The following is a 19,724-nucleotide window of genomic DNA, read 5'->3' on the forward strand; positions in this document are numbered from 1 at the left end:
GCACGGGGTGGGGGGCCGTACGGGGGCCGGGACGCGGGGTCTAGTCTGCTGGGCATGCTGAAGGTGGGCCTGACAGGCGGAATCGGTGCCGGCAAGAGCGAGGTCTCGCGACTGCTGGCGGGGTACGGGGCGGTCGTCGTGGACGCCGACCGCATCGCGCGGGAGGTCGTGGAACCGGGGACGCCCGGGCTCGCGGCCGTCGTCGCGGCGTTCGGGGAGTCCGTGCTGACCCCCGAGGGGACGCTGGACCGGCCGAAGCTCGGATCCATCGTGTTCGCCGACCCGGCGAAACTGCAGACGCTCAACGCCATCGTGCACCCGCTGGTCGGCGCCCGGTCGGCCGAGCTGGAGGCCGCCGCCGGGCCCGGTGCGATCGTCGTGCACGACGTACCACTGCTCGCGGAGAACGGCCTGGCGCCGCTGTACGACCTGGTGGTCGTGGTGGACGCCGCGCCCGCGACGCAGCTGGCCCGGCTCACCGCGCTGCGCGGGATGGCCGAGGACGAGGCGCGGGCCCGGATGGCCGCGCAGGCCACGCGCGAGCAGCGGCTGGCGGTGGCCACCCTCGTGATCGACAACGACGGGCCGCTGGAGGCCCTGGAGCCGCAGGTGCGCACGGTGTGGGCGGAACTCCGGGAGCGGGGGGCGGGCGCGGGTGCGGCGGGTGTCGCCGGTGCCGCCGATTCCTCCGGTGACGTCGATGCCGCCGATGCTTCCGGTGCCGCGGGTGCCGCGGGTGCTTCCGGGGCCTGACGTGCTCATGGAATAGCGGGCGGGGTGCGGGGCGTTGAACGCGCCCGCAGAGGGAAGGATCAGACCGTGTCCGACACCACGCCGCCGCGCATACCGGCGCAGCCGTCCCCGCCGTCCGGCTCGTCCCCGGAAACCCACGTCATCGACTACCGGGCCGCCGAACAGCTGCTGGCCGCGCGGGACCCGCGCGGCGCCGTGAAGCTGCTCGACTCGGTCATCGCGGCGCACCCGGAGAACACGGCGGCCCGGCTGCTGCGGGCCCGCGCCTTCTTCGCCGCCGCCCAACTGCGTCCGGCGGAGCTGGAGTTCGAGCTGGTGCTGGAGCGGGAGCCGGACAACGCCTTCGCGCACTTCGCGCTGGCCCGCACCCACGAGCGCTCCGGCCGGCCCGAGCAGGCGCGCAAGCACTTCCGCCTGGCGGCCGCCCTCGACCCGCGGCCCGACTACCTGGCGGCGGCCCGCTTCGAGGAGTAGGCCGCCTCCGGCGCGGTCCCCGTCCGGTGTGTCACCGACGATCGGCGTGTCACCGGCCGCGCGGAGGTTCGTACGGGGGGACGTCCGGGCCCGGCTGGTAGTGCGGCCCCTGGTGGATGTGGTGCACGACCACGATCAGGTCCACGAGCGCGAGCACGGCGAGCACCCCGCAGGCCGCCGCCCACCCGGGCCGGCCGGCCAGCGAGAACGCGGCCGTCCCGGCGGCGGCCCAGACGAGCCCCCACAGGCTCAGCCAGAACCGCAGCCGCAGCGGACTGCGGGCGGTCACCGGCTCGTTTCCGGAACGCATGACCATCGCCTCAGGTCCATGGTCCCACCGGCGGGGCGATGGCACCCCGTGGCCGGGGGATCCCGCCCCGGCAACGGGGCGGGGTGCCGCGGACCCCTGCAGCGGCCGCCCCGCCCGGGTGCGCCCACGGCTGCTGGGCGGCGCAGGCTGCGCGGCCGGCCTGGGCGGCACGAGGCGGTACGCGGTGGCACGGCCGGTGTTTGCGCAGCTCAGCGGCGTTGTCAGTGCCCACGCCTAGACTTCGGGGGACAGACGGGACCCGTCTGGGCCGAGGACCGAGGGGAGGGGAGGCGACGCCGTGACACCGCAGCCGGATCGGCCGCACCGACGGCAGCCGCAGCCGCATCAGCCGTTGGACGTGCTCCTGCGGCATCCCGCCGTGTTCCTCCCCGCCGCCGTCCCCCGCGAGGCCTGCATCGCCTTCTGGGCCCCCGACGGGGACGCCCTCCCCGACCTCCCGGCCGGGAGCCCGACGGTGCTCACCGTCGTACGGCCGCACGGCCAGGGCGTCCGCAGCCGTACCGTCCCCGCCCTCAGCCTGTCCGTGGCCCGGGCCCTGCCCCTGCTCGCCCGCGCCCCGCTCAGCGCCGTCACCCATCCCGCCACCCGCGCCTGGGGCACCGCCGCCCGCCACGCGCTCGCGCTCGTGGCCCGCGGCCGGCTGCTGCCCGGGGTCACCCCCGAGGGGATCGACGCCTGGCGGGCCGGCCCGCTCGACGCCGAGGACGTCGGCCACCTCCGCGCGGTGGCCGCCGCGCTCCCGTACGAGGGGTACGCCACCCCCCTGGCCGGGCGCCGCCCGCTCCAGCTGCCCGAACCGGAGGCCCTGGTCCGCGCGTTCCTCGACGCCGTCGCAGACGGCCTGCCGCGCACCCCGGCCGCGCCGGTGGCCACCGGACGGCCGTTCGCCGCGCAGGAGCCGCAGCGGGTGCCCGGGATACAGGACTGGGCCGCGCAGGTCGCGGCCGGCGCCGATGCCGGCGTGGGGATCTCGCTGCGGCTCGACCTGTCCTCGTTCCGCCTGTTCGACGAGGCCGAGGAGGAGGACAACCGCCGGGCGGGCGCCGCCGTCGTCCAGGTGCACAGCCTCGCCGATCCCACCCTCGTCACCGACGCCGGGCTGCTGTGGGCCGGTGCGGCGGCCGCCGGCTTCGGGCCGCGCGCCCGGATCGACTCCGTACTGGCGCTGCGCCGGGCCGCCCGGGTCTGGCCGCCCCTGCTGCGGCTGCTGGACCAGCCCGTCCCCGACGTGCTGGCCCTCTCCGACCCCGAGCTCGAAGACCTGCTGGGCAGGGCCGCGAGCCGGCTGGCGGCCGCCGGGGTCCTGGTCCACTGGCCGCGCGAGCTCGCTCGTACGCTGTCCGCGACCGCGGTCGTACGGTCCACCGCTCCGGGCTCCGCCACCGACGGCACGGCGTTCTTCGACGCCGGCCACCTCTTCGCGTTCTCCTGGGAGCTCGCGCTGGGCGGCGACCGGCTCACCCCCGGGGAGATGGACGCCCTCGCGCAGGCCCACCGGCCCGTGGTGCGGCTGCGCGACCAGTGGGTGCGGGTCGATCCCGAGCTGGTGCGCAAGGCGCGCAAGCGGGAGCTGGGGCTGCTGGACCCGGTGGATGCGCTCGCGACCGTACTGACGGGGACGGCCGAGGTGGAAGGCGAGCCGGTGGCGGCGGTACCGGTGGGGGCGCTGGCCGCCCTGCGGGACCGGCTGACCGGCGAACAGGCCCCGCTGCCGCAGCCCGCCGGGCTGAAGGCGACCCTGCGCGACTACCAGGCCCGCGGTCTGGCCTGGCTGGACCTGATGACCTCGCTCGGCCTCGGCGGCTGCCTCGCCGACGACATGGGCCTGGGCAAGACGGTCACGCTGATCGCGCTGCACCTGCACCGGGACCGCCCCGAGCCCACGCTCGTCGTCTGCCCCGCGTCCCTGCTGGGCAACTGGCAGCGGGAGATCGAGAAGTTCGCGCCCGGCGTCGCCGTGCGCCGGTTCCACGGCGGCAGCCGCAGCCTCGACGGTCTGGCCGGCGGATTCGTGCTCACCACGTACGGGACGATGCGCGCGAGCGCGGCCCGGCTGGCCGAACAGCCCTGGGGCATGGTCGTCGCCGACGAGGCGCAGCACGTGAAGAACCCGCATTCGGCGACGGCGAAGGCGCTGCGCACGATCCCGGCGCCGGCCCGGGTGGCACTGACCGGCACCCCGGTGGAGAACAACCTCTCCGAGCTGTGGGCGCTGCTCGACTGGACGACGCCGGGCCTGCTGGGCCCGCTGACGACGTTCCGGGCCCGGCACGCCCGTCCGGTGGAGCACCAGCAGGAGGAGGACGGGGGCAACGAGGCGGCGGTCGCCCGGCTCGCCGCGCTCGTCCGGCCGTTCCTGCTGCGGCGCAAGAAGTCCGACCCGGGGATCGCCCCCGAGCTGCCCCCGAAGACGGAGACCGACCATCCGGTCTCCCTGACCCGCGAGCAGGCCTCGCTGTACCAGGCCGCGGTGGACGAGGCGATGGCCGTGATCGAGGCGAGCGAGGGGATCGAGCGGCGCGGCATGATCATGAAGCTGCTGGCCTCGCTCAAGCAGATCTGCAACCACCCCGCGCAGTACCTGAAGGAGGAGCAGCCGCGGATCCCGCACCGCTCGGGCAAGCTGGCCCTGCTGGACGAGCTGCTGGACACGATCCTCGCGGAGGACGGTTCGGTGCTGGTCTTCACCCAGTACGTGACGATGGCCCGGATCATCGAGCGGCACCTGGCGTCCCGCGGGATCGCCCACCAGCTGCTGCACGGCGGGACCCCGGTGGCGCGCCGCGAGGAGCTCGTGGACCGCTTCCAGTCCGGCGAAGTCCCGGTCTTCCTGCTCTCGTTGAAGGCGGCGGGCACCGGGCTGAACCTGACCCGGGCCGGCCATGTCATCCATTTCGACCGCTGGTGGAACCCGGCGGTGGAGGAGCAGGCCACCGACCGCGCGTACCGGATCGGGCAGACGCAGCCGGTCCAGGTCCACCGGATCATCGCCGAGGGCACCGTGGAGGACCGGATCGCCGAGATGCTGGAGGCGAAGCGGGCCCTGGCGGATGCCGTGCTCGGTTCGGGGGAGTCGGCGCTGACCGAGCTGACCGACCGCGAGCTGGCCGACCTCGTCTCCCTGCGGAGGCCCGCATGATCACCGCGCGGGACGACCGCCGCCGCACCTTCGAGACCGTGCCCGCCGGGGTGCAGGCCGCCAGCTGGTGGGGCCGGGCCTGGGTGGCGGCGCTCGAAGCGGTGTCCCGCGACCCGGCCCGCCTGGCGCGGGGACGCGCGTACGCCGAAGAGGGGCACGTCGACGCGGTCACCGTCACCCCGGGCCGGATCGTGGCGTACGTACGGGGCAGCCGGGCCCGCCCGTACCGCACCGAACTGGCGCTGGGCCCCTTCGCCGACGCCGAGTGGAACGAACTCCTGGAGGCGGTGGCCGCGGATCCGACGGCTCTCGCCGGCCTGCTGGAGCGGGAGGTGCCGCAGTCGCTGGCGGGGGCCGTGCTGCCGGGTGCGGGCGAGCTCGTCCCGCGCTGCTCCTGCCCGGACACCGCCCGTCCGCCGTGCAAGCACGCGGCGGCCCTGTGCTACCGGGCGGCCCGGCTCCTCGACGAGGACCCGTTCGTCCTGCTGCTCCTGCGCGGCCGGGGCGAGCGGGAGCTCCTCGACGAGCTGACCCGGCGCAACGCCGCCCACGCCGCCCGTGAACAGCCGGACACCGCACCGGACTTCCCCGGTGTCCCGGCCCGCGCCGCGGTGGCCCGCACCGGCCTGCCGCCGCTGCCCGCACCGCTCGCCGCACCCGCCGCGGCGGGCCTGCCGCCCGCCTTTCCGGCCGACCCGGCGGCGCCCGACCCGCTGGCCCTGGACCAGCTCGCCACGGATGCCGCGGCACGCGCCCTCGTGCTGCTCACCACCGCCGAGGACCCGATCGCCGGCCTCACCCTGTGGCAGGACGCCGTCCGCCTGGCTTCCGCGCACCACACCGCCGGTCTCACCGGCGCGGCCCGCACCCTCTACCGGGACCTGGCCCGGGCCACCGGCCGGACCACCACCGACCTGGCCCGGGCGGCCGCCGCCTGGCGCCAGGGCGGGCGGCCCGCGCTCGCCGCGCTCGAAGAGCCCTGGGACCCCCCGGCGGGCCCCTTCGACCGGGCCCGCCCGGCGCTCCTGGCCGCCTCCGAGGGAGCCTTCCGCCCCGAGCGCAACCGCCTCACCTCGCACACCCGCCAGCTCAGGCTGGGCCGCGACGGCCTCTGGTACGCCTACGAGTCCCGCCCGGACACCGAGGACTGGTGGCCCACGGGCGTTCCTTCCCCGGACCCGCTCACCGCCCTGCGTCGCTGACCTCCGCCGCCCACCGCGTCAACGTGGTGAAGTCGCGGTCGCGCAGACCGTGGCGGGCGTGGATGCGCAGGAGGAGGGCCGGGGCCGGGTGGTGGGCCGCGATCCAGGCGCGGTCCTGCGGGGTGATCATGTCGTCGACCCAGGCGAAGGGACGGCCCGCCGCCCAGGCGAGGAGCGGACGCGTCTTCCAGAACAGACCGTCGGGGTCGTCGGCGAACAGTTCCGGCCATTCGATGACGGGAAGATCGCCGGGTAGTCCGATGCGCGGGGCGATCATCGTGTTGGCCTGGTGCATCCAGGCGGTGGCCCAGGCGAGGTCGAAGGGCAGGGACAGCAGGCGGGCGCCGTGCGCGGGGTGCAGGCGGACCCGCAGTCCGCGCCGCGCCGTGCGCGAGCCGGGGTCCACGTTGGCCGTCCAGTCGGCCGGGCGCATCCGGTGGCTCGTGTATCCGCGGAGCCCGGCGAGCCGGGACCGGAAGGGGTTCAGGGGGCCGTCCACGTCGAGGAGCAGCAGCGGGCGATCGGTCATGAACTAGGCAGTACCCAGTACACGATGGGGTGAAATGCCCACCGCCTCTATAACCCGAATGGGTTTACCGCGTTGTTTCCGGTGCGGGTGCCATACCCGTGAACTCCTCCGGAAGGCAGGGAAACTGATGCGACACAGTCGTCGTAATGGCTTGATCGCGGCGGTGGTTGCGGGCGGTGGACTGGCGGTCGCGGGTGTCAGCGGATTCGCCCACGCCGACGCGGACGCGGGCGGAACGGCCGAGCGTTCGCCGGGGCTGCTGTCCGGGAACCTGGTGCAACTGCCGGTGCACACCCCGGTGAACGTGTGCGGCAACACCGTGAGTGTGGTCGGACTGCTCAACTCGGCGGCGGGCAACCGCTGTGTCAACGACTCCGGGCACGGCGCCGACGGGCGTGCGGGATCGGTGTCCTCGCAGCCGTCGAAGCCCGGCGCCGGGAACACGGCGGGCGGCGGGACCCGCTCGGGCGGGGGAGCGCACGCCGAGGGGGGAGGAAAGGATTCGCCCGGGCTGCTGTCCGGCAACGGGATCCACCTCCCGGTCGATCTCCCGCTCAACGTCAGCGGCAACTCGGTCAACGTCGTCGGCATCGGCAACACCTCGGCCGGCAATACCTCCGTCAACGCCGAGGTGCCCAGCGGGGGCAAGCCGCCGCAGCCCCAGACGCCGTCACAGCCGCAACCGCAGCCGCAGCCGCAGACCCCGGTCGTCGAGCAGCCCGTCACTCCGGCCGCGCCACCGCAGCACGGCCCGGCGCTCGCCCACACCGGAGCCGACGGCGTCGGCTACCTGCTGCCCGGCGGCGGGGCGCTGCTGCTCGGCGGGATGCTGCTCTACCGCCGCTTCCGCCTCGGGTAGCCGACCCGCACGCTACGGGTCCGGCCCGGCCCCGTCCACAGCCGCGGAGACGGGCGCGGAGACGGGCACGGAGACCGGCGCGGGGACGGGCGCGGGGACAGGCTCGGAGACGCGCACGGAGACCGGCGCGGGAACGGGCTCGGAGACGGGCCCGGGGACCGGTTCGGAAGCCGGCGCCGAGGCGGGCGCGGCAGTGGCCGGAGCAGCGGGCGGGGGTGGCGGAGGCGCAGGCGTGCGCCAGCCGTCGAGGATCGCGTCGATCCGCGCCGCCAGCCGGGCCCGGGCCGCGAACCGCGGGACGCCCGCCATCAGCAGCGCCTCGTACTCGGTGTCGGTGTGCCGCACCGCGGCCCGGACCGCCACCGACACCGCCTGTTCGTCAAGGGCCCGGCCGGCCGCCGTACGGCCCACCCGGCCGCTGCCGCGCACCGAGGCGTGCGCGGCGATCGCCGCAGCCCGCTCGGCCGGACAGCCCGGGAACAGCCGCCGGATCTCCGCGGCGAAGGCCGCGGTGAACCGGGTGTCCTCGGCCGCACGGCGCAGCCGGTCCCGCTCCCGGCGGCGGGCCCGCGCCTCGGCGTCCGCGAGGCAGGCGCGCTCCGCGCGCGCCAGGGCGGGATCCTCGACGAGAAGACCCTGGCGCTCGTAGCGGCGCCGCCGCTTGTTGAAGCGGACGACGACCGCGGACAGCGAACTGGCCTCCCGGGCCCGCCGGGTGAGCGCGGCATCCCCGCGCGGCAGGTAGACCAGGTGTCCGAGATCGGCGCAGTCCAGGCAGCGGGGAACCCCGGCCTCACGGACGAGATGCCGCAGCGGGCCCCGGCGGCACTGCGCACAGTTGATCTGCTTCGGCGACTCGAACACCACGAGGCTCATGACCAGGTGATACCGCCGTCCGGTCCGCTTATCACCTCGCCGCGAACGGCGATCACGGATTCCCCAACTCTCGCTGGATGTACGGAAGTCCCTTACGGTGGGGCGTCGGGGCTGCGGAGGGCCGTGATGCCCGTGGGGGAGGGGCACACACATGGCCGGACGGCAGACGACGGCACGGCTCGCGAGAGCCACGGAAGCCGTGGCGGCCGCGGAGGCGGCGCAGGACACGGCGCAGGACACGGCGGAGCATCTGGCCGGCCGGGAGGTCGTCATAGCGCCCGGTGGCTGCACCGGCTGGCACTTCCACCGCGTTCCGCTGATCGCGCTCGTCAAGTCCGGGACGCTGACCCGGATCCTGCACGACAACTCGGAAGTCGTGCACCGGCCCGGGACCAGTTTCGTCGAGCCGCCCGGCATCGAGCACCTCCACCTCGGCCGCAACCTCGGCACCGTGCCGGTCGTGCTGTACGTGACCTGCACGCTCGCCGAGGGCGAGGCCTTCTCCATACCCGCGGACGCCCCGCCCGGCGCCACCCCCTGCGACTGCCCGGTCTTCCTCCCGTGACCCGGCCCGTTCAGACCAGGCGGCGTATCTCCCCGCGCACCCGGTAGAACCCTCCCGAGGCCGCGTGCAGCCCTTCCACCACGTACCGGGCACCCGGCTCCCGGATCCCGCGCGGGAACTGCACGTTCCACGAGGGCTCGAAGCCGCCCGACACCACCTGCACCCGGATCCGGCCGCCCCGCTGCACGCACTCCACGACCACCCCGTCCGCGGGCGCCGCCGCCACCGAGACCGTCGCCACCGCCGAGGCGGAGGCCGCCGGTGTGAACACCGGGAGCGCAGCCGCCGACTTCACGTCCACGGCCGTCGGCACCGAGCCCCGCTGGGCCGCGAGGATCGCCGCCTCGCTCGCGTCCATGCAGATCAGGGACCCGTCCGTGGTGACCAGGTACAGCCGCTCGTCCAGGTACTGCATGGACAGGGCCGAACCGCCGCCCGTGCCCAGCTTCCACACCCGCTGCCCGTCGGCGTCGAAGCAGTACACCGACGCGGCGTTGTCGGCGGCGAACACGTGCCGCCCGTCCGGTGAGGTCGCGCACGCGTACACCGCGGAATCGCAGCGGTACGAGGCCTCCTCGGCGCCCGTCGCCTTCGACAGCCGCTGTACGGTGTGGCGTCCGGTGCCCGCGTAGACCGCGTCGTCCTCCTGCCAGCCGAAGAGCACGTTGCCGTTGGTGGGCCGGTGCCACAACTGCGCCCCGCCGTCGGCCGCGTACGCCGTCACGCCCTTGTTGTGCCCGTGGTAGACCGCCCGCTCGTCCGCCCGGACCATCCACGCGTTGGCGCCGGACGAGCGCCGCGACCACTGGAACTCGTCCTCGTGGTCGATGACCGTCAGCCCGCCGTCGCGGTCGGACACGCTCAGCACGCCCTCGTGGATGTCGAGCCAGAAGATGTCCACGTCCGCCGCGATGTCGTAGGCGCCGAACGGGACCTTCGAGGACAGGTCGTACACCGTGCCGTCGTCGCAGCCCGCGTAGATCCAGAAGTCGTCCGCGACCAGGCACTTCACCCCGTCCGGCAGCGAGTACCGGGCCAGCACCTCGCCCGCGTGGCTCAGCGTGTAGACGTCCCCCGCCTGGTTGCCCACCCAGCAGCGGTCCTCGTCCACGTGGATCCCGAACGCCGAGGAACCCGTACGGAACCGCCACAGCACCGGGGCCACCGCCCGCGCCGTCGACGGCGCCGAGCTGACCTGGCGGCGCGTCACCGCCCGCGGGGCGCGCTGTCCGGCGACGGCCGGCGCGTACCCCTTGCGGACCTTCTCCCCGATCTTCTTGGCGGCCGCCGCCCGGGCCTTCTCGACGGTCGGGAACGACGAGCTCTGCAGCTGGCCGTCCGCGCCGATGCGGCCGTACCGCACCGACACGGCCGTGCCGTCCACGGTGACCTCGTAGAACTTGTGCGCCCCGCCGCCGTCCTGCGACAGTTCCAGATACGTCGTTTCGCGAGCCATGACAGACCCCTCCCCAAGGCCGGGCCAACGGCTCCTTCCCGCCGGTGATCCCTCGTGAAAAACGCTAAGGCCCACCACTGACAATGGGCTCGTGCAGCTGGAAGCGATCACATGGCAGCGGATGGCCGAGCGCCTCGCCGGCCACCTCGACGAACACGAGCCCCCGGCCGGGTCCGGGACGTGGCAGCGCGTGGGCATCGACGGCGCGCCCGCCGCCGGCACCGACGTCCTCGCCGGCCACCTCGCCGAGGCGCTGCGGCTGCGCAGCCGCCCGGCCCTGGTGGTGGCCGCCGCGGGATTCCTGCGGCCGGCGTCCCTGCGCTTCGAGTTCGGCCGCGAGGACGTGGACTCCTACCTCGGCAACTGGTACGACACCGCCGCCCTGTGGCGCGAGGTGTTCGGCCCGACCGACCCGGGCGGCACCGGCCGCGTGCTGCCCGACCTCTGGGACCCGGTCACCGACCGGGCGACCCGCAGCCCGTACACCGAGCTCCCGGCGGGCGGCGTGGTGATCGTGCACGGCCCGCTGCTGCTGGGCCACTGGTTCCCCTTCGACCTCGGCGTGCACATCCGGCTCTCCCCGGGGGCGCTGGCCCGCCGCACGGAGGAGTCCGCCCGCTGGACCCTGCCCGCCTTCGCCCGCTACGAGGCGGAGACCGACCCCGCGGCCCGGGCCGACGCGGTGGTCCGGGCCGACGACCCCCGCCACCCCGCCTGGACCGGTCTCACCGGCCCCACGGGCTGACCTCCGGACCCCCGCCCCGTCACGGACGTCCAGGATCCGCAACAGCGCCATCGCGGCTCCGTGACGAACCGGATCCGGCCATCGCCGCGGCCTGAACCCGGCGCTACGTTGACGGCACGCTTCGACGGCGGCCACCGGGTGGCGCCTTGGCAGAGGGAGACGGCAATGGGCGGACGCGGCAAAGCGGTTCAGGGTCCGAGACGGTTGCGGCGGCAGGCCTGCGCCGCCGCCCTGCTGCTCTGCGGGACCCTGGCCCTGACGGCCTGCAACGGGGACGACGGCGCCGCGGGAGCCGCTCCGGGCTCCGCGGCTACGGCGTCCGGTGCGAGCGCGGCGACCCCTTCGGCCACTTCGGCCTCCTCCGCCCCGGCCGGCACGGCGACGCCGTCCGCCTCCTCCGCGGCGTCCTCGAAGAAGCCGGCCCCGACCGCCACCGCCGGCGGCCCGGCCAAGCCGAAGCCGCCCGCCCCCGGTCCCACCTGCGCCCCCAAGGACCCGGTCTCGCCGAACGAGATCGCCGTCTACCGCTACACCCCCGAGGGCGGCGCCTACAGCCTGATCGTCAGGCACGGCCACTGGGGCTGCCCCGTCGCGGGCGGCGCCACCCCCTTCGTGACCGTCGGCGAGGAGACCTACATCCCGATCGCGGAGGACGCCAAGATCGGTGCCCACGCCCCGATCCTCTCCGGCTCCACGAACAAGCCGATCACCACGCACGAGCTCACCTCATGGCTGGAAACCCACCCGGACAAGGGGCTGGTGTTCCACTACAACGTGAACAAGGCGGGCGTGATCGACACCCTCGGCCAGGAGGAGTACACCGTGTGACCGCCCACGCGCACCCCGACGCTACGGTCGCCCGCCCAGCCGGGTGACCGCCTGCGCGGCCGCACGGCACCCCGCCCCGGCCGCCGCCGCCGGGGCCGCGCCCGAGAGTCGGGCCGCCAGGAACCCGCCGGTGAACGCGTCCCCCGCGCCCGTCGAGTCGAGTGCCTCGGCCGTCTCCGCCGACACCTCCGCGGTCACCCGGCCCCCCTCGGCCACCAGCGCCCCGGCCGCACCACGGGTGACCACGACGAGCGGCACCCGCCGGCTCAGCTCCGCCGCCGCCCGGGCCACCCCGGCCGGCTCCGGCAGCCCGGCCAGCAGCCGCGCCTCGTCCTCGTTGGGCAGCAGTACGCCGATCCCCGCCACGTCATCGAGGAAGCGCCGCGGACCCAGCGCGGCCAAGAAGCCCGCCGAAGCCGGGTCCACGCTCACCGGCACCCCCCGGGCCCGCGCCGCCCGCAGCGCGAGCAGGGCCAGCTCGCGGCTGGTGTCGGTGAAGAAGAGGTAGCCGGACAGGTGTAGATGCGCCACCCCGTCCAGCAGCGCCGGAGCCCAGTCCTCCGGGGAGAGCCGCAGCGAGGCGCCGCTGTCGGTGAGGAAGGTCCGCTCGGCGTCCTTGCCGACCAGCACCACCACCGTCCCGGTCGGCTCGGCCGCATCGACCACCAGCCGCGGCCGCACCCCCGCGTCCCGCAGCACCTGCTCGTGCCACCCGGCCGATTCGGTGCCGACCCGGGCGAGGAGGCGTACCTCCGGCGCCCCCGCGTGGGCCGCCCAGCAGGCCGCGTTGGCCCCGGCGCCGCCCGGCAGGGTCCGGATCCGCGCCGCCGTGTCCGTGGCCGGAGCCAGTGGCTCCGGATGGACCGCGACGACGTCCGTCACCACGTCCCCGATGACCAGCAGCGCCCCGGACGCCGTCACGCGCGCGCCGCCCAGGCTCCCGCGATCCTGGCCCCGAGCGTCACGTTGCCGCGGACCGCCGCCAGGTTGGCCTCCAGTGACGCCCCGCCCGTGGCCCGTACCAGGAACCCCAGCAGGAACGGGGTCACCGCCTGTCCCGTGATCCCCCGCTCCCGGCACTCCGCGAGGGCCTCGGCCAGGACCCGGTCGTGCACCTCCGGATCCAACTGCTCCGTCTCCGCCACCGGATTCGCCACCAGCAGCGCCGACTCCGGGCCGCCGACGGCGTCCTGGGCGGCCATCACCGCCGCCACCTCCTCCGGCCGGCGGACGGTCCAGTCCACGGGCTCACCGGAACTGGAGAGGTAGAACCCGGGGAAACGTTCCGTCCCGTAGCCCAGCACCCCCACCCCGAGCGTCTCCAGCCGCTGCAGCGTCGCCGGCACGTCCAGGATCGACTTCACCCCCGCGCACACCACCGTGATCCGCGTCCGCGCCAGCAGCGCCAGGTCCGCCGACTCGTCCTGCGTCTGCGCGTACTCCCGGTGCACACCGCCCAGCCCGCCCGTGGCGAAGACCCGCAGTCCCGCCCGCGCGGCCAGGAACGCCGTCGCGGACACCGTCGTCGCCCCGGTCGCACCCGTCGCGAGCGCGGGCGCCAGATCCCGGTGGCCGAGCTTGCGCACGCCCTCGCCGCCGGCGATCCGCTCCAGCTGCGCCTTGTCGAGACCGGCGTACGCCACGCCGTCGACGACCGCGATCGTGGCCGGAACCGCACCTTCGGCCCGTACCAGCGCCTCCAGTTCCGCGCCCACGGCGAGATTGCGCGGGCGGGGCAGGCCGTGCGCGATGATCGTCGACTCCAGCGCCACGACGGGACGGCCCCGCTCCAGCGCCTCGCGGACCTCTTCGGACAGGACGGGGACCTCGGGTGATGTGTGCATGTCCCATCCATGGCACGGGACGTGCGCCCCCAAACGCGCTCCCCGCCCGCCGTCCGAAACCCTGCGGGTGCCGCGCCCCGGCGGCCTGCGCGCGGCGCCGGCTGGACAGGTTGCCCCGTCCGACGTGCGGAACCTGGACGTTCTGGTCACCCCGCCGCGCCGGACGGCCGGATTAGGGTGACTCGGCATGAGCACCAGTGAGCACGGACCCGCCTCGTTCGCCGTATCCGTACCGGACGCCGCGCTGGAGGTCGAGGACCTCGACCCCGGCCAGATCCTCTCCGGCGAGCCCGTCGTGACGGGCAAGGTGCTGTGGGAGTCCCCCGACGGCAAGCAGCTGCGCGGCATCTGGCAGATCACCCCCGGCGTGGTCACCGACACCGAGGCGAACGAGCTGTTCGTCGTGGTCAGCGGCCGCGCCACCATCGAGGTCGAGGGCGGGGAGACCCTGGAGGTGGGCCCCGGCTCCGCCTGCGTGCTCCGGGAGGGCGACAAGACCACCTGGACCGTCCACGAGACGCTGCGCAAGGCCTACCACATCAGCTTTTAGCGGCCGTGGCCGTGGCGGCGGCCGGGTGGCGGCGCGCGGTGAACAGGGCCAGCGCCGCCATCGGCAGCAGCAGACCCGCGCCGATCGCGTTCAGCCAGCCGTAGCCGGCGTGGGACATGACCAGGCCGGCGGCCGCGCCGCCCACGCCCGCGCAGGTGTTCATCGTCAGGTCGCTCAGGCCCTGTACGGCGGCCCGTGCGGCCTGCGGCACCGAGTCGGTGAGCAGGGCCGAGCCGGAGACCATGCCGGCGGACCAGCCGAGGCCGAGCAGGAACAGGCCGAGCGCGCTCTGTGCGTGGTCCGGTCCGGCCGTGCCGGCGAGCAGGGCCGCCAGCGACAGCAGACCGGCCGCAAGGCCGATGACCGACAGCCGGCCGACCCGGTCCGCGAGCCAGCCCATCACCGGCGAGAAGGCGAACATCCCGGCGATGTGACCGCTGATCACCAGGCCGACGAGCTCCAGGGTGGCGCCGTGGTGGCCCAGGTCGACCGGGGTCATGACCATGATCGAAACCATGGCGGTGTGCGAGACGGCGACGGTGACCAGGGCGAGGCGCGCCCGCGGCGAGGCCTTGACGGCGGCGACCCCGGCGCGCAGCGAGCGGGCTCCGGGGCCCTGCTCGGCGGGCGCGGCCAGGGCCCGGGCCGTCAGCAGCGGGTCCGGCCGCAGGAACAGGCCGATCAGCGTGCCGGTGAGGACGAAGACGGCGCCGGCCCAGACGAAGGGGCCCGCCGTCTCGGGTATGGAGGTCCCGGCGAAGCTGCGGCCGGCCGGGGCGGAGAGGTTCGGGCCGAGCACCGCACCGAGGGTCGAGGCCCAGACGACGACGGCGACGGCCCGGGCCCGGCGGTCCGGGGCGGCGAGGTCGGCGGCCGCGAACCGGGCCTGGAGGTTGGCCGAGGAGGCCGCTCCGAAGGCGGCCATGCCGAGCATCAGCAGCGGGAAGCTCTTGATGACGGCCGCGAGGACGACCAGCCCCGCACCGGCGGCGCCGATCCCGTACCCGAGGACCAGCCCCGGCCGGCGGCCGCGCGCGGTCATCAGGGCGGCGAGCGGCAGCGAGACCGCCGCGGTGCCGATCACGGCGGCGGTGGAGGCGAAGCCGGACAGCGCTTCGGTGCCGCTGACCTGCGTCGCGAGGACCGGGGCCAGGGCGATGCTGATGGGCACGCCGAGGCCGCCCAGCATCTGGCTCGCGATCAGCACTCCGGAGATGCGGCGCTGGAGGCGGGGCAGGTCCGCCGGGTCGGCGGGCGGGGCGGGCCGGTCGGTGCCGGGCAGGGCGGTCACGCCGGACACCCCCGTCGCGACGGCGCGGGGCGGCGGACGGGCGCGGTGCCGCCGGAGGCGGTGGCAGTAGTCACCGCGGCAGTTTCCCACCCCTTACCGCCCGGCGGAACGGAAAATACGCCCGACACCCGCCCTCCCCCCGGACCGGCCCCCGGCCCGCCTCAGCGCGCCCCTCAGAACCGGGGCCGGGGCAGGACGCCCTCCAGGGCCAGCAGGGTCCGCTTGGTCTCCACCCCGCCGCCGAAGCCGCCGATCCCCCCGTCGTTCTCCACGACCCGGTGGCAGGCCACCACCAGCGGCAGCGGGTTCGACCCCATGGCGTTGCCCACGGCCTGGGCCGCGCCCGGCTGGCCGACCCGGGCCGCGAGCTCCCCGTACCCGACGACCGCCCCGTAGGGCACCGAGCGGTCGAGCTCCTGGAGCACCTGGCGGTTGAAGCCGGAGCTGAGCCGCCAGTCCAGCGGCAGCTCGAAGCGTTTGAGCGAGCCTGCGAAGTACGCGTTCAGCTGGCGTATCGGCTCGGCCAGCAGCACCTCGCGGCCCGGTTCCGGACGCCGGGCGTCGGCGCCCAGCCGGGAGACGAGGGAGCCGATCATCCCGTCGACCCGGTCCGGCCCGGCATGGAACTCGACCCGGACCAGCCCCTCCGGGGTGGCGGCCAGGAGCAGGGGCCCGATGTCGCTGTCGACGACGGTCCATTCGAGGTGCGGCCCGCGGGGCCGCTCGGTGCTGTCCACCCCTCCACCGTACGGGGCGGGTACGACAGCCCGGGGGGCCCGCCGCGGCCGGCTCAGCGGACGCGGCCCCCCAGCACCGTGTTCCGTACGACGTCCGGGGCGTTGGTGATGATCCCGTCCACGCCCATGCCCTGCACCTTCCGCGCCGTCGCCGGGTCGTCGACGATCCAGGTGTCCACCTCCATCGCCTTGCCGTGGGCGCCCAGCAGGCCGTGCACGGCCGTGACCCAGTCGGCTGAGATGGTGGTGTGCCAGGGGTTGATCCGGTCCGTGAAGAGGGCGTACTTCGGCAGGTCGGCGACGGTCGGGGTGCCCAGGAAGGCCGTCACGACGTCGGGACGCATGTCGTGCACGATGCGCACGGAGTCGGCGCTGAAGCTCTGTACGACCAGGCGGCGCTGCACGTGGTCCTCGTCGAGCCAGCCGGCCTCGTCCAGCACCTGGAGCGTCTGCTGTTCGATCCCGGGGTAGAGCTCGGGCTTCTTGATCTCCAGCAGCAGCCGCTGCCGGTTGCGCTGCACCCGGTCGAGATACTCGTGCAGGGTGGGCACCCGGGCGCCGGCGTACTGCTCGCCGAACCAGCTGCCCGCGTCGAGCGTGGCGATCTCGGCGGCGGTGAAGTCCTTGACCCGCCAGGGCTTGCGGTCCGGGAACGCCTGCTCGACGTCGGTGGTGCGGGCGAGGGTGTCGTCGTGCACCACGACCAGCTCGCCGTCCTTGGTGCGCTGGACGTCGTTCTCGACCCAGTCGAACCCCAGCCGCCTCGCGAGGTCGATCGCCGGGAGCGTGTTCTCCGGGGCGTAGGCCGAGGCCCCCCGGTGGGCGTAGACGACGGGGCCCAGCAGCCCCGGGGAGCCCGCGGGGCCCGCGGATCCTGCGGGGCCTGCGGAACCGGTGGGGGAGGAGGGGCGGGCGGGGCCGGTGGCGGCGGACGAGGCCGTCCCGCCCAGCAGGGTCAGGGTGAAGCCCAGGAAGGCGGCGGCGGCCGCGGCGGCGGGTCGGACGTACATGTGCGTTCTCCTCGGTCGGGGAGCCCTGTTCCTGCGTCAGACGCGTGCGGACTGACAGGCGTTGCGGCGTTGCACTACACGGGGGACCTCTACGGCGATCATGCGGTTGAAGATCACCGGGCCGCCACCGAACTACGACAAACGGACCAGAAAGGAGGACTTCCACCCCGTCCGCCCGGCCCGCCCGGGGCCGCCGCGGCACGGCGCGCCCGCGTGCGTGTCAGTGGGGGGTCGTACGGTGGACTCATGCGGCCTGTATCCAAGATCGAACGCACGGTGGCGCCCTTCGAGGTCGTCAGCCCCTACCAGCCCAGCGGCGACCAGCCGGCGGCCATCGCCGAGCTGGAGAAGCGCATCCGTGCAGGTGAGAAGGATGTCGTCCTGCTGGGTGCGACCGGCACCGGCAAGTCGGCCACCACGGCCTGGATGATCGAGAAGCTCCAGCGGCCGACCCTGGTGATGGCGCCGAACAAGACGCTCGCCGCCCAGCTGGCGAACGAGTTCCGCGAGCTCCTGCCGAACAACGCCGTCGAGTACTTCGTCTCGTACTACGACTACTACCAGCCCGAGGCGTACGTACCGCAGTCGGACACCTACATCGAGAAGGACTCCTCGATCAACGAGGAGGTGGAGCGGCTGCGCCACTCCGCGACCAACTCGCTCCTCACCCGGCGGGACGTGATCGTCGTCGCCTCCGTGTCCTGCATCTACGGCCTCGGCACCCCGCAGGAGTACGTCGACCGGATGGTCCCCCTCAAGGTCGGCGAGGAGATCGACCGGGACCAGCTGCTGCGCCGCTTCGTCGACATCCAGTACACGCGCAACGACGTGGCCTTCACCCGCGGCACCTTCCGGGTGCGCGGCGACACCATCGAGATCTTCCCGGTCTACGAGGAACTCGCCGTCCGCATCGAGATGTTCGGCGACGAGATCGAGGCCCTGTCCACCCTGCACCCGCTGACCGGCGAGGTCATCAGCGAGGACCGCGAGCTGTACGTCTTCCCCGCCAGCCACTACGTCGCCGGCCCCGAGCGGATGGAGAAGGCGGTCCGCGGCATCGAGACGGAGCTGGCCGCGCGCCTCGCCGAGCTGGAGAAGCAGGGCAAGATGCTGGAGGCGCAGCGGCTGCGCATGCGCACCACGTACGACCTGGAGATGATGCGCCAGATCGGGTCCTGCTCCGGCATCGAGAACTACTCGCTGCACATGGACGACCGGGAGCCCGGTTCCGCGCCCAACACCCTGATCGACTACTTCCCCGAGGACTTCCTCCTCGTCATCGACGAGTCGCACGTCACCGTCCCGCAGATCGGCGCGATGTACGAGGGCGACGCCTCGCGCAAGCGGACCCTGGTCGACCACGGCTTCCGGCTGCCGTCCGCCCTCGACAACCGGCCGCTCAAGTGGGAGGAGTTCCAGGAGCGGATCGGCCAGACGGTCTACCTGTCCGCCACCCCGGGGAAGTACGAGCTCTCGCGCGGCGACGGCTTCGTCGAACAGATCATCCGCCCCACCGGCCTCGTCGACCCCGAGGTCGTCGTCAAGCCCACCGAGGGGCAGATCGACGACCTGGTCCACGAGATCCGGCAGCGGGTGGAGAAGGACGAGCGGGTCCTGGTCACGACCCTCACCAAGAAGATGGCCGAGGACCTCACGGACTACTTCCTGGAGCTGGGCATCCAGGTCCGCTACCTGCACAGCGACGTCGACACGCTGCGCCGGATCGAGCTGCTGCGCGAGCTGCGGGCCGGCGAGTACGACGTCCTGGTCGGCATCAACCTGCTGCGCGAGGGCCTCGACCTGCCCGAGGTGTCGCTGGTGGCGATCCTCGACGCCGACAAGGAGGGCTTCCTGCGGTCCGGGACCTCCCTGATCCAGACCATCGGCCGTGCGGCGCGCAACGTCTCCGGCCAGGTCCACATGTACGCGGACAAGATGACCCCGGCGATGGAGAAGGCCATCGAGGAGACCAACCGGCGCCGGGAGAAGCAGATCGCGTACAACACGGCGAACGGCATCGACCCGCAGCCGCTGCGCAAGAAGATCAACGACATCGTCGCCACCATCGCCCGGGAGGAGCTCGATACCGAACAGCTGCTCGGCACCGGGTACCGCCAGGGGAAGGACGGCAAGGCCGCCAAGGCTCCCGTGCCGTCGCTCGGCGTGGTCAAGGCGGGCCAGGTCACCGTGGGCGGCAAGCAGGTCAAGGGTGCCAAGGCGGCCAGGGCGGCCAAGGACGCCGCGGTGCTGACGGACCGTCCGGCCGAGGAACTGGCGGCGCTCATCGAGCAGATGACCGAGCGGATGCGCGGCGCGGCCGCCGAGCTCCAGTTCGAGGTCGCGGCCCGGATCCGCGACGAGGTGGGCGAGCTGAAGAAGGAGCTGCGACAGATGAAGGAAGCGGGCCTCGCCTGACCCGGGGCCGGTCAGTAGGGTTGGCACAGCCGCAGGTACAAGGTGCTCACCCATGTGGGGGCGGGCTAGGGAGAGGGGACAGCGCGTGACGGTCAACATGACCAAGGGTCAGGCCATCAG

At 74.3% G+C, this 19,724-nt stretch carries 17 protein-coding genes and 2 pseudogenes; 10 read left to right on the top strand and 9 right to left on the bottom strand.

Features of this window, described 5'->3' with window-relative positions; all coding sequences use genetic code 11:
• Positions 1 to 54: 54 nt before the first annotated feature.
• A pseudogene (coaE, locus tag ACFXA3_RS02125) lies at positions 55 to 648 on the top strand (dephospho-CoA kinase); the annotation flags it as partial.
• A 171-nt stretch (positions 649 to 819) separates the two neighbouring features.
• Positions 820 to 1,227 (top strand): tetratricopeptide repeat protein, encoded by a 408-nt coding sequence (locus tag ACFXA3_RS02130; RefSeq protein ID WP_385180617.1) that lies wholly within the window; start codon positions 820 to 822, stop codon positions 1,225 to 1,227.
• A gap of 49 nt (positions 1,228 to 1,276) precedes the next feature.
• On the opposite strand, the gene ACFXA3_RS02135 is transcribed toward ACFXA3_RS02130, so the two are convergent.
• Positions 1,277 to 1,537: a DUF6343 family protein gene (locus tag ACFXA3_RS02135; protein WP_385180620.1), complete on the bottom strand. Its 261-nt coding sequence runs from the start codon at positions 1,535 to 1,537 to the stop codon at positions 1,277 to 1,279.
• Positions 1,538 to 1,889: 352 nt separating this feature from the next.
• On the opposite strand from ACFXA3_RS02135, the gene ACFXA3_RS02140 reads away from it, so the two are divergent.
• Together ACFXA3_RS02140 and ACFXA3_RS02145 are read left to right on the top strand one after the other, a co-directional pair.
• Complete coding sequence (locus tag ACFXA3_RS02140; protein WP_385180623.1) at positions 1,890 to 4,697, top strand: SNF2-related protein; 2,808 nt, start codon at positions 1,890 to 1,892, stop codon at positions 4,695 to 4,697.
• Positions 4,694 to 5,899, top strand: coding sequence for an SWIM zinc finger family protein (locus ACFXA3_RS02145; RefSeq protein WP_385180625.1), 1,206 nt, complete (start codon positions 4,694 to 4,696; stop codon positions 5,897 to 5,899). The genes ACFXA3_RS02140 and ACFXA3_RS02145 overlap by 4 nt, the downstream gene beginning before the upstream one ends.
• Here the strand turns inward: ACFXA3_RS02145 and ACFXA3_RS02150 are convergent.
• A complete protein-coding gene (locus tag ACFXA3_RS02150; RefSeq protein ID WP_385180628.1) occupies positions 5,880 to 6,428 on the bottom strand; it encodes a hypothetical protein in 549 nt (182 codons plus the stop codon). The genes ACFXA3_RS02145 and ACFXA3_RS02150 overlap by 20 nt on opposite strands.
• 151 nt (positions 6,429 to 6,579) lie before the next feature.
• Here ACFXA3_RS02150 and ACFXA3_RS02155 point away from each other — a divergent pair, with 151 nt between their 5' ends.
• Positions 6,580 to 7,287: a chaplin gene (locus tag ACFXA3_RS02155; RefSeq protein ID WP_385180631.1), complete on the top strand. Its 708-nt coding sequence runs from the start codon at positions 6,580 to 6,582 to the stop codon at positions 7,285 to 7,287.
• Positions 7,288 to 7,518: 231 nt separating this feature from the next.
• Here ACFXA3_RS02155 and ACFXA3_RS02160 read toward each other — a convergent pair.
• Positions 7,519 to 8,163, bottom strand: a pseudogene (locus ACFXA3_RS02160) (DUF2293 domain-containing protein); the annotation flags it as partial.
• Between the two features lie 151 nt (positions 8,164 to 8,314).
• On the opposite strand from ACFXA3_RS02160, the gene ACFXA3_RS02165 reads away from it, so the two are divergent.
• Positions 8,315 to 8,728, top strand: a complete 414-nt coding sequence (locus ACFXA3_RS02165; RefSeq protein ID WP_385180633.1) for a cupin domain-containing protein — start codon at positions 8,315 to 8,317, stop codon at positions 8,726 to 8,728.
• 10 nt (positions 8,729 to 8,738) lie between these two features.
• Here ACFXA3_RS02165 and ACFXA3_RS02170 read toward each other — a convergent pair whose 3' ends face one another.
• Positions 8,739 to 10,184, bottom strand: a complete 1,446-nt coding sequence (locus ACFXA3_RS02170) for a WGR domain-containing protein (RefSeq protein WP_385180635.1) — start codon at positions 10,182 to 10,184, stop codon at positions 8,739 to 8,741.
• A gap of 91 nt (positions 10,185 to 10,275) precedes the next feature.
• Here ACFXA3_RS02170 and ACFXA3_RS02175 point away from each other — a divergent pair, with 91 nt between their 5' ends.
• Both ACFXA3_RS02175 and ACFXA3_RS02180 read left to right on the top strand, forming a co-directional pair.
• On the top strand, positions 10,276 to 10,929 hold the full coding sequence (locus tag ACFXA3_RS02175) for a uridine kinase (RefSeq protein ID WP_385180638.1): 654 nt from the start codon (positions 10,276 to 10,278) through the stop codon (positions 10,927 to 10,929).
• A 204-nt stretch (positions 10,930 to 11,133) separates the two neighbouring features.
• Complete coding sequence (locus ACFXA3_RS02180; protein WP_385180641.1) at positions 11,134 to 11,757, top strand: hypothetical protein; 624 nt, start codon at positions 11,134 to 11,136, stop codon at positions 11,755 to 11,757.
• Positions 11,758 to 11,778: 21 nt separating this feature from the next.
• Here the strand turns inward: ACFXA3_RS02180 and ACFXA3_RS02185 are convergent, their stop codons facing one another.
• Both ACFXA3_RS02185 and ACFXA3_RS02190 read right to left on the bottom strand, forming a co-directional pair.
• Positions 11,779 to 12,678: a carbohydrate kinase family protein gene (locus tag ACFXA3_RS02185; protein ID WP_385180644.1), complete on the bottom strand. Its 900-nt coding sequence runs from the start codon at positions 12,676 to 12,678 to the stop codon at positions 11,779 to 11,781.
• On the bottom strand, positions 12,675 to 13,601 hold the full coding sequence (locus tag ACFXA3_RS02190) for a pseudouridine-5'-phosphate glycosidase (RefSeq protein ID WP_385180646.1): 927 nt from the start codon (positions 13,599 to 13,601) through the stop codon (positions 12,675 to 12,677). Before ACFXA3_RS02190 ends, ACFXA3_RS02185 begins: the two co-directional genes overlap by 4 nt.
• Before the next feature lie 187 nt (positions 13,602 to 13,788).
• Between ACFXA3_RS02190 and ACFXA3_RS02195 the strand changes: the two genes are divergently transcribed.
• Positions 13,789 to 14,151: a cupin domain-containing protein gene (locus tag ACFXA3_RS02195; protein ID WP_385180648.1), complete on the top strand. Its 363-nt coding sequence runs from the start codon at positions 13,789 to 13,791 to the stop codon at positions 14,149 to 14,151.
• Here ACFXA3_RS02195 and ACFXA3_RS02200 read toward each other — a convergent pair.
• The 3 genes from ACFXA3_RS02200 to ACFXA3_RS02210 all read right to left on the bottom strand — a co-directional run bounded on the left by ACFXA3_RS02200 (position 14,141) and on the right by ACFXA3_RS02210 (position 17,189).
• Positions 14,141 to 15,442, bottom strand: a complete 1,302-nt coding sequence (locus tag ACFXA3_RS02200; protein WP_385180650.1) for an MFS transporter — start codon at positions 15,440 to 15,442, stop codon at positions 14,141 to 14,143. The genes ACFXA3_RS02195 and ACFXA3_RS02200 overlap by 11 nt on opposite strands.
• Before the next feature lie 173 nt (positions 15,443 to 15,615).
• A complete protein-coding gene (locus tag ACFXA3_RS02205; protein ID WP_385180652.1) occupies positions 15,616 to 16,179 on the bottom strand; it encodes a methylated-DNA--[protein]-cysteine S-methyltransferase in 564 nt (187 codons plus the stop codon).
• A 53-nt stretch (positions 16,180 to 16,232) separates the two neighbouring features.
• Entirely contained in the window at positions 16,233 to 17,189 is a 957-nt protein-coding gene (locus tag ACFXA3_RS02210) for a glycerophosphodiester phosphodiesterase family protein (protein ID WP_385180654.1), read from the bottom strand.
• Positions 17,190 to 17,435: 246 nt separating this feature from the next.
• Between ACFXA3_RS02210 and uvrB the strand changes: the two genes are divergently transcribed.
• Positions 17,436 to 19,604 (top strand): excinuclease ABC subunit UvrB, encoded by a 2,169-nt coding sequence (gene uvrB, locus ACFXA3_RS02215; protein ID WP_385180657.1) that lies wholly within the window; start codon positions 17,436 to 17,438, stop codon positions 19,602 to 19,604.
• Positions 19,605 to 19,724 lie beyond the last annotated feature (120 nt).

The sequence above is a fragment of the Streptomyces sp. NPDC059456 genome (genome assembly GCF_042750055.1).
Classification (GTDB): domain Bacteria; phylum Actinomycetota; class Actinomycetes; order Streptomycetales; family Streptomycetaceae; genus Streptomyces.

Coding starts and splice junctions, on each gene's coding strand:
- ACFXA3_RS02165 (WP_385180633.1), top strand. CDS start 8,315: ATGGCCGGACGGCAGACGACGGCACGGCTCGCGAGAGCCACGGAAGCC.
- ACFXA3_RS02145 (WP_385180625.1), top strand. CDS start 4,694: ATGATCACCGCGCGGGACGACCGCCGCCGCACCTTCGAGACCGTGCCC.
- uvrB (WP_385180657.1), top strand. CDS start 17,436: ATGCGGCCTGTATCCAAGATCGAACGCACGGTGGCGCCCTTCGAGGTC.
- ACFXA3_RS02190 (WP_385180646.1), bottom strand. CDS start 13,601: ATGCACACATCACCCGAGGTCCCCGTCCTGTCCGAAGAGGTCCGCGAG.
- ACFXA3_RS02170 (WP_385180635.1), bottom strand. CDS start 10,184: ATGGCTCGCGAAACGACGTATCTGGAACTGTCGCAGGACGGCGGCGGG.
- ACFXA3_RS02135 (WP_385180620.1), bottom strand. CDS start 1,537: ATGCGTTCCGGAAACGAGCCGGTGACCGCCCGCAGTCCGCTGCGGCTG.
- ACFXA3_RS02150 (WP_385180628.1), bottom strand. CDS start 6,428: ATGACCGATCGCCCGCTGCTGCTCCTCGACGTGGACGGCCCCCTGAAC.
- ACFXA3_RS02195 (WP_385180648.1), top strand. CDS start 13,789: ATGAGCACCAGTGAGCACGGACCCGCCTCGTTCGCCGTATCCGTACCG.
- ACFXA3_RS02210 (WP_385180654.1), bottom strand. CDS start 17,189: ATGTACGTCCGACCCGCCGCCGCGGCCGCCGCCGCCTTCCTGGGCTTC.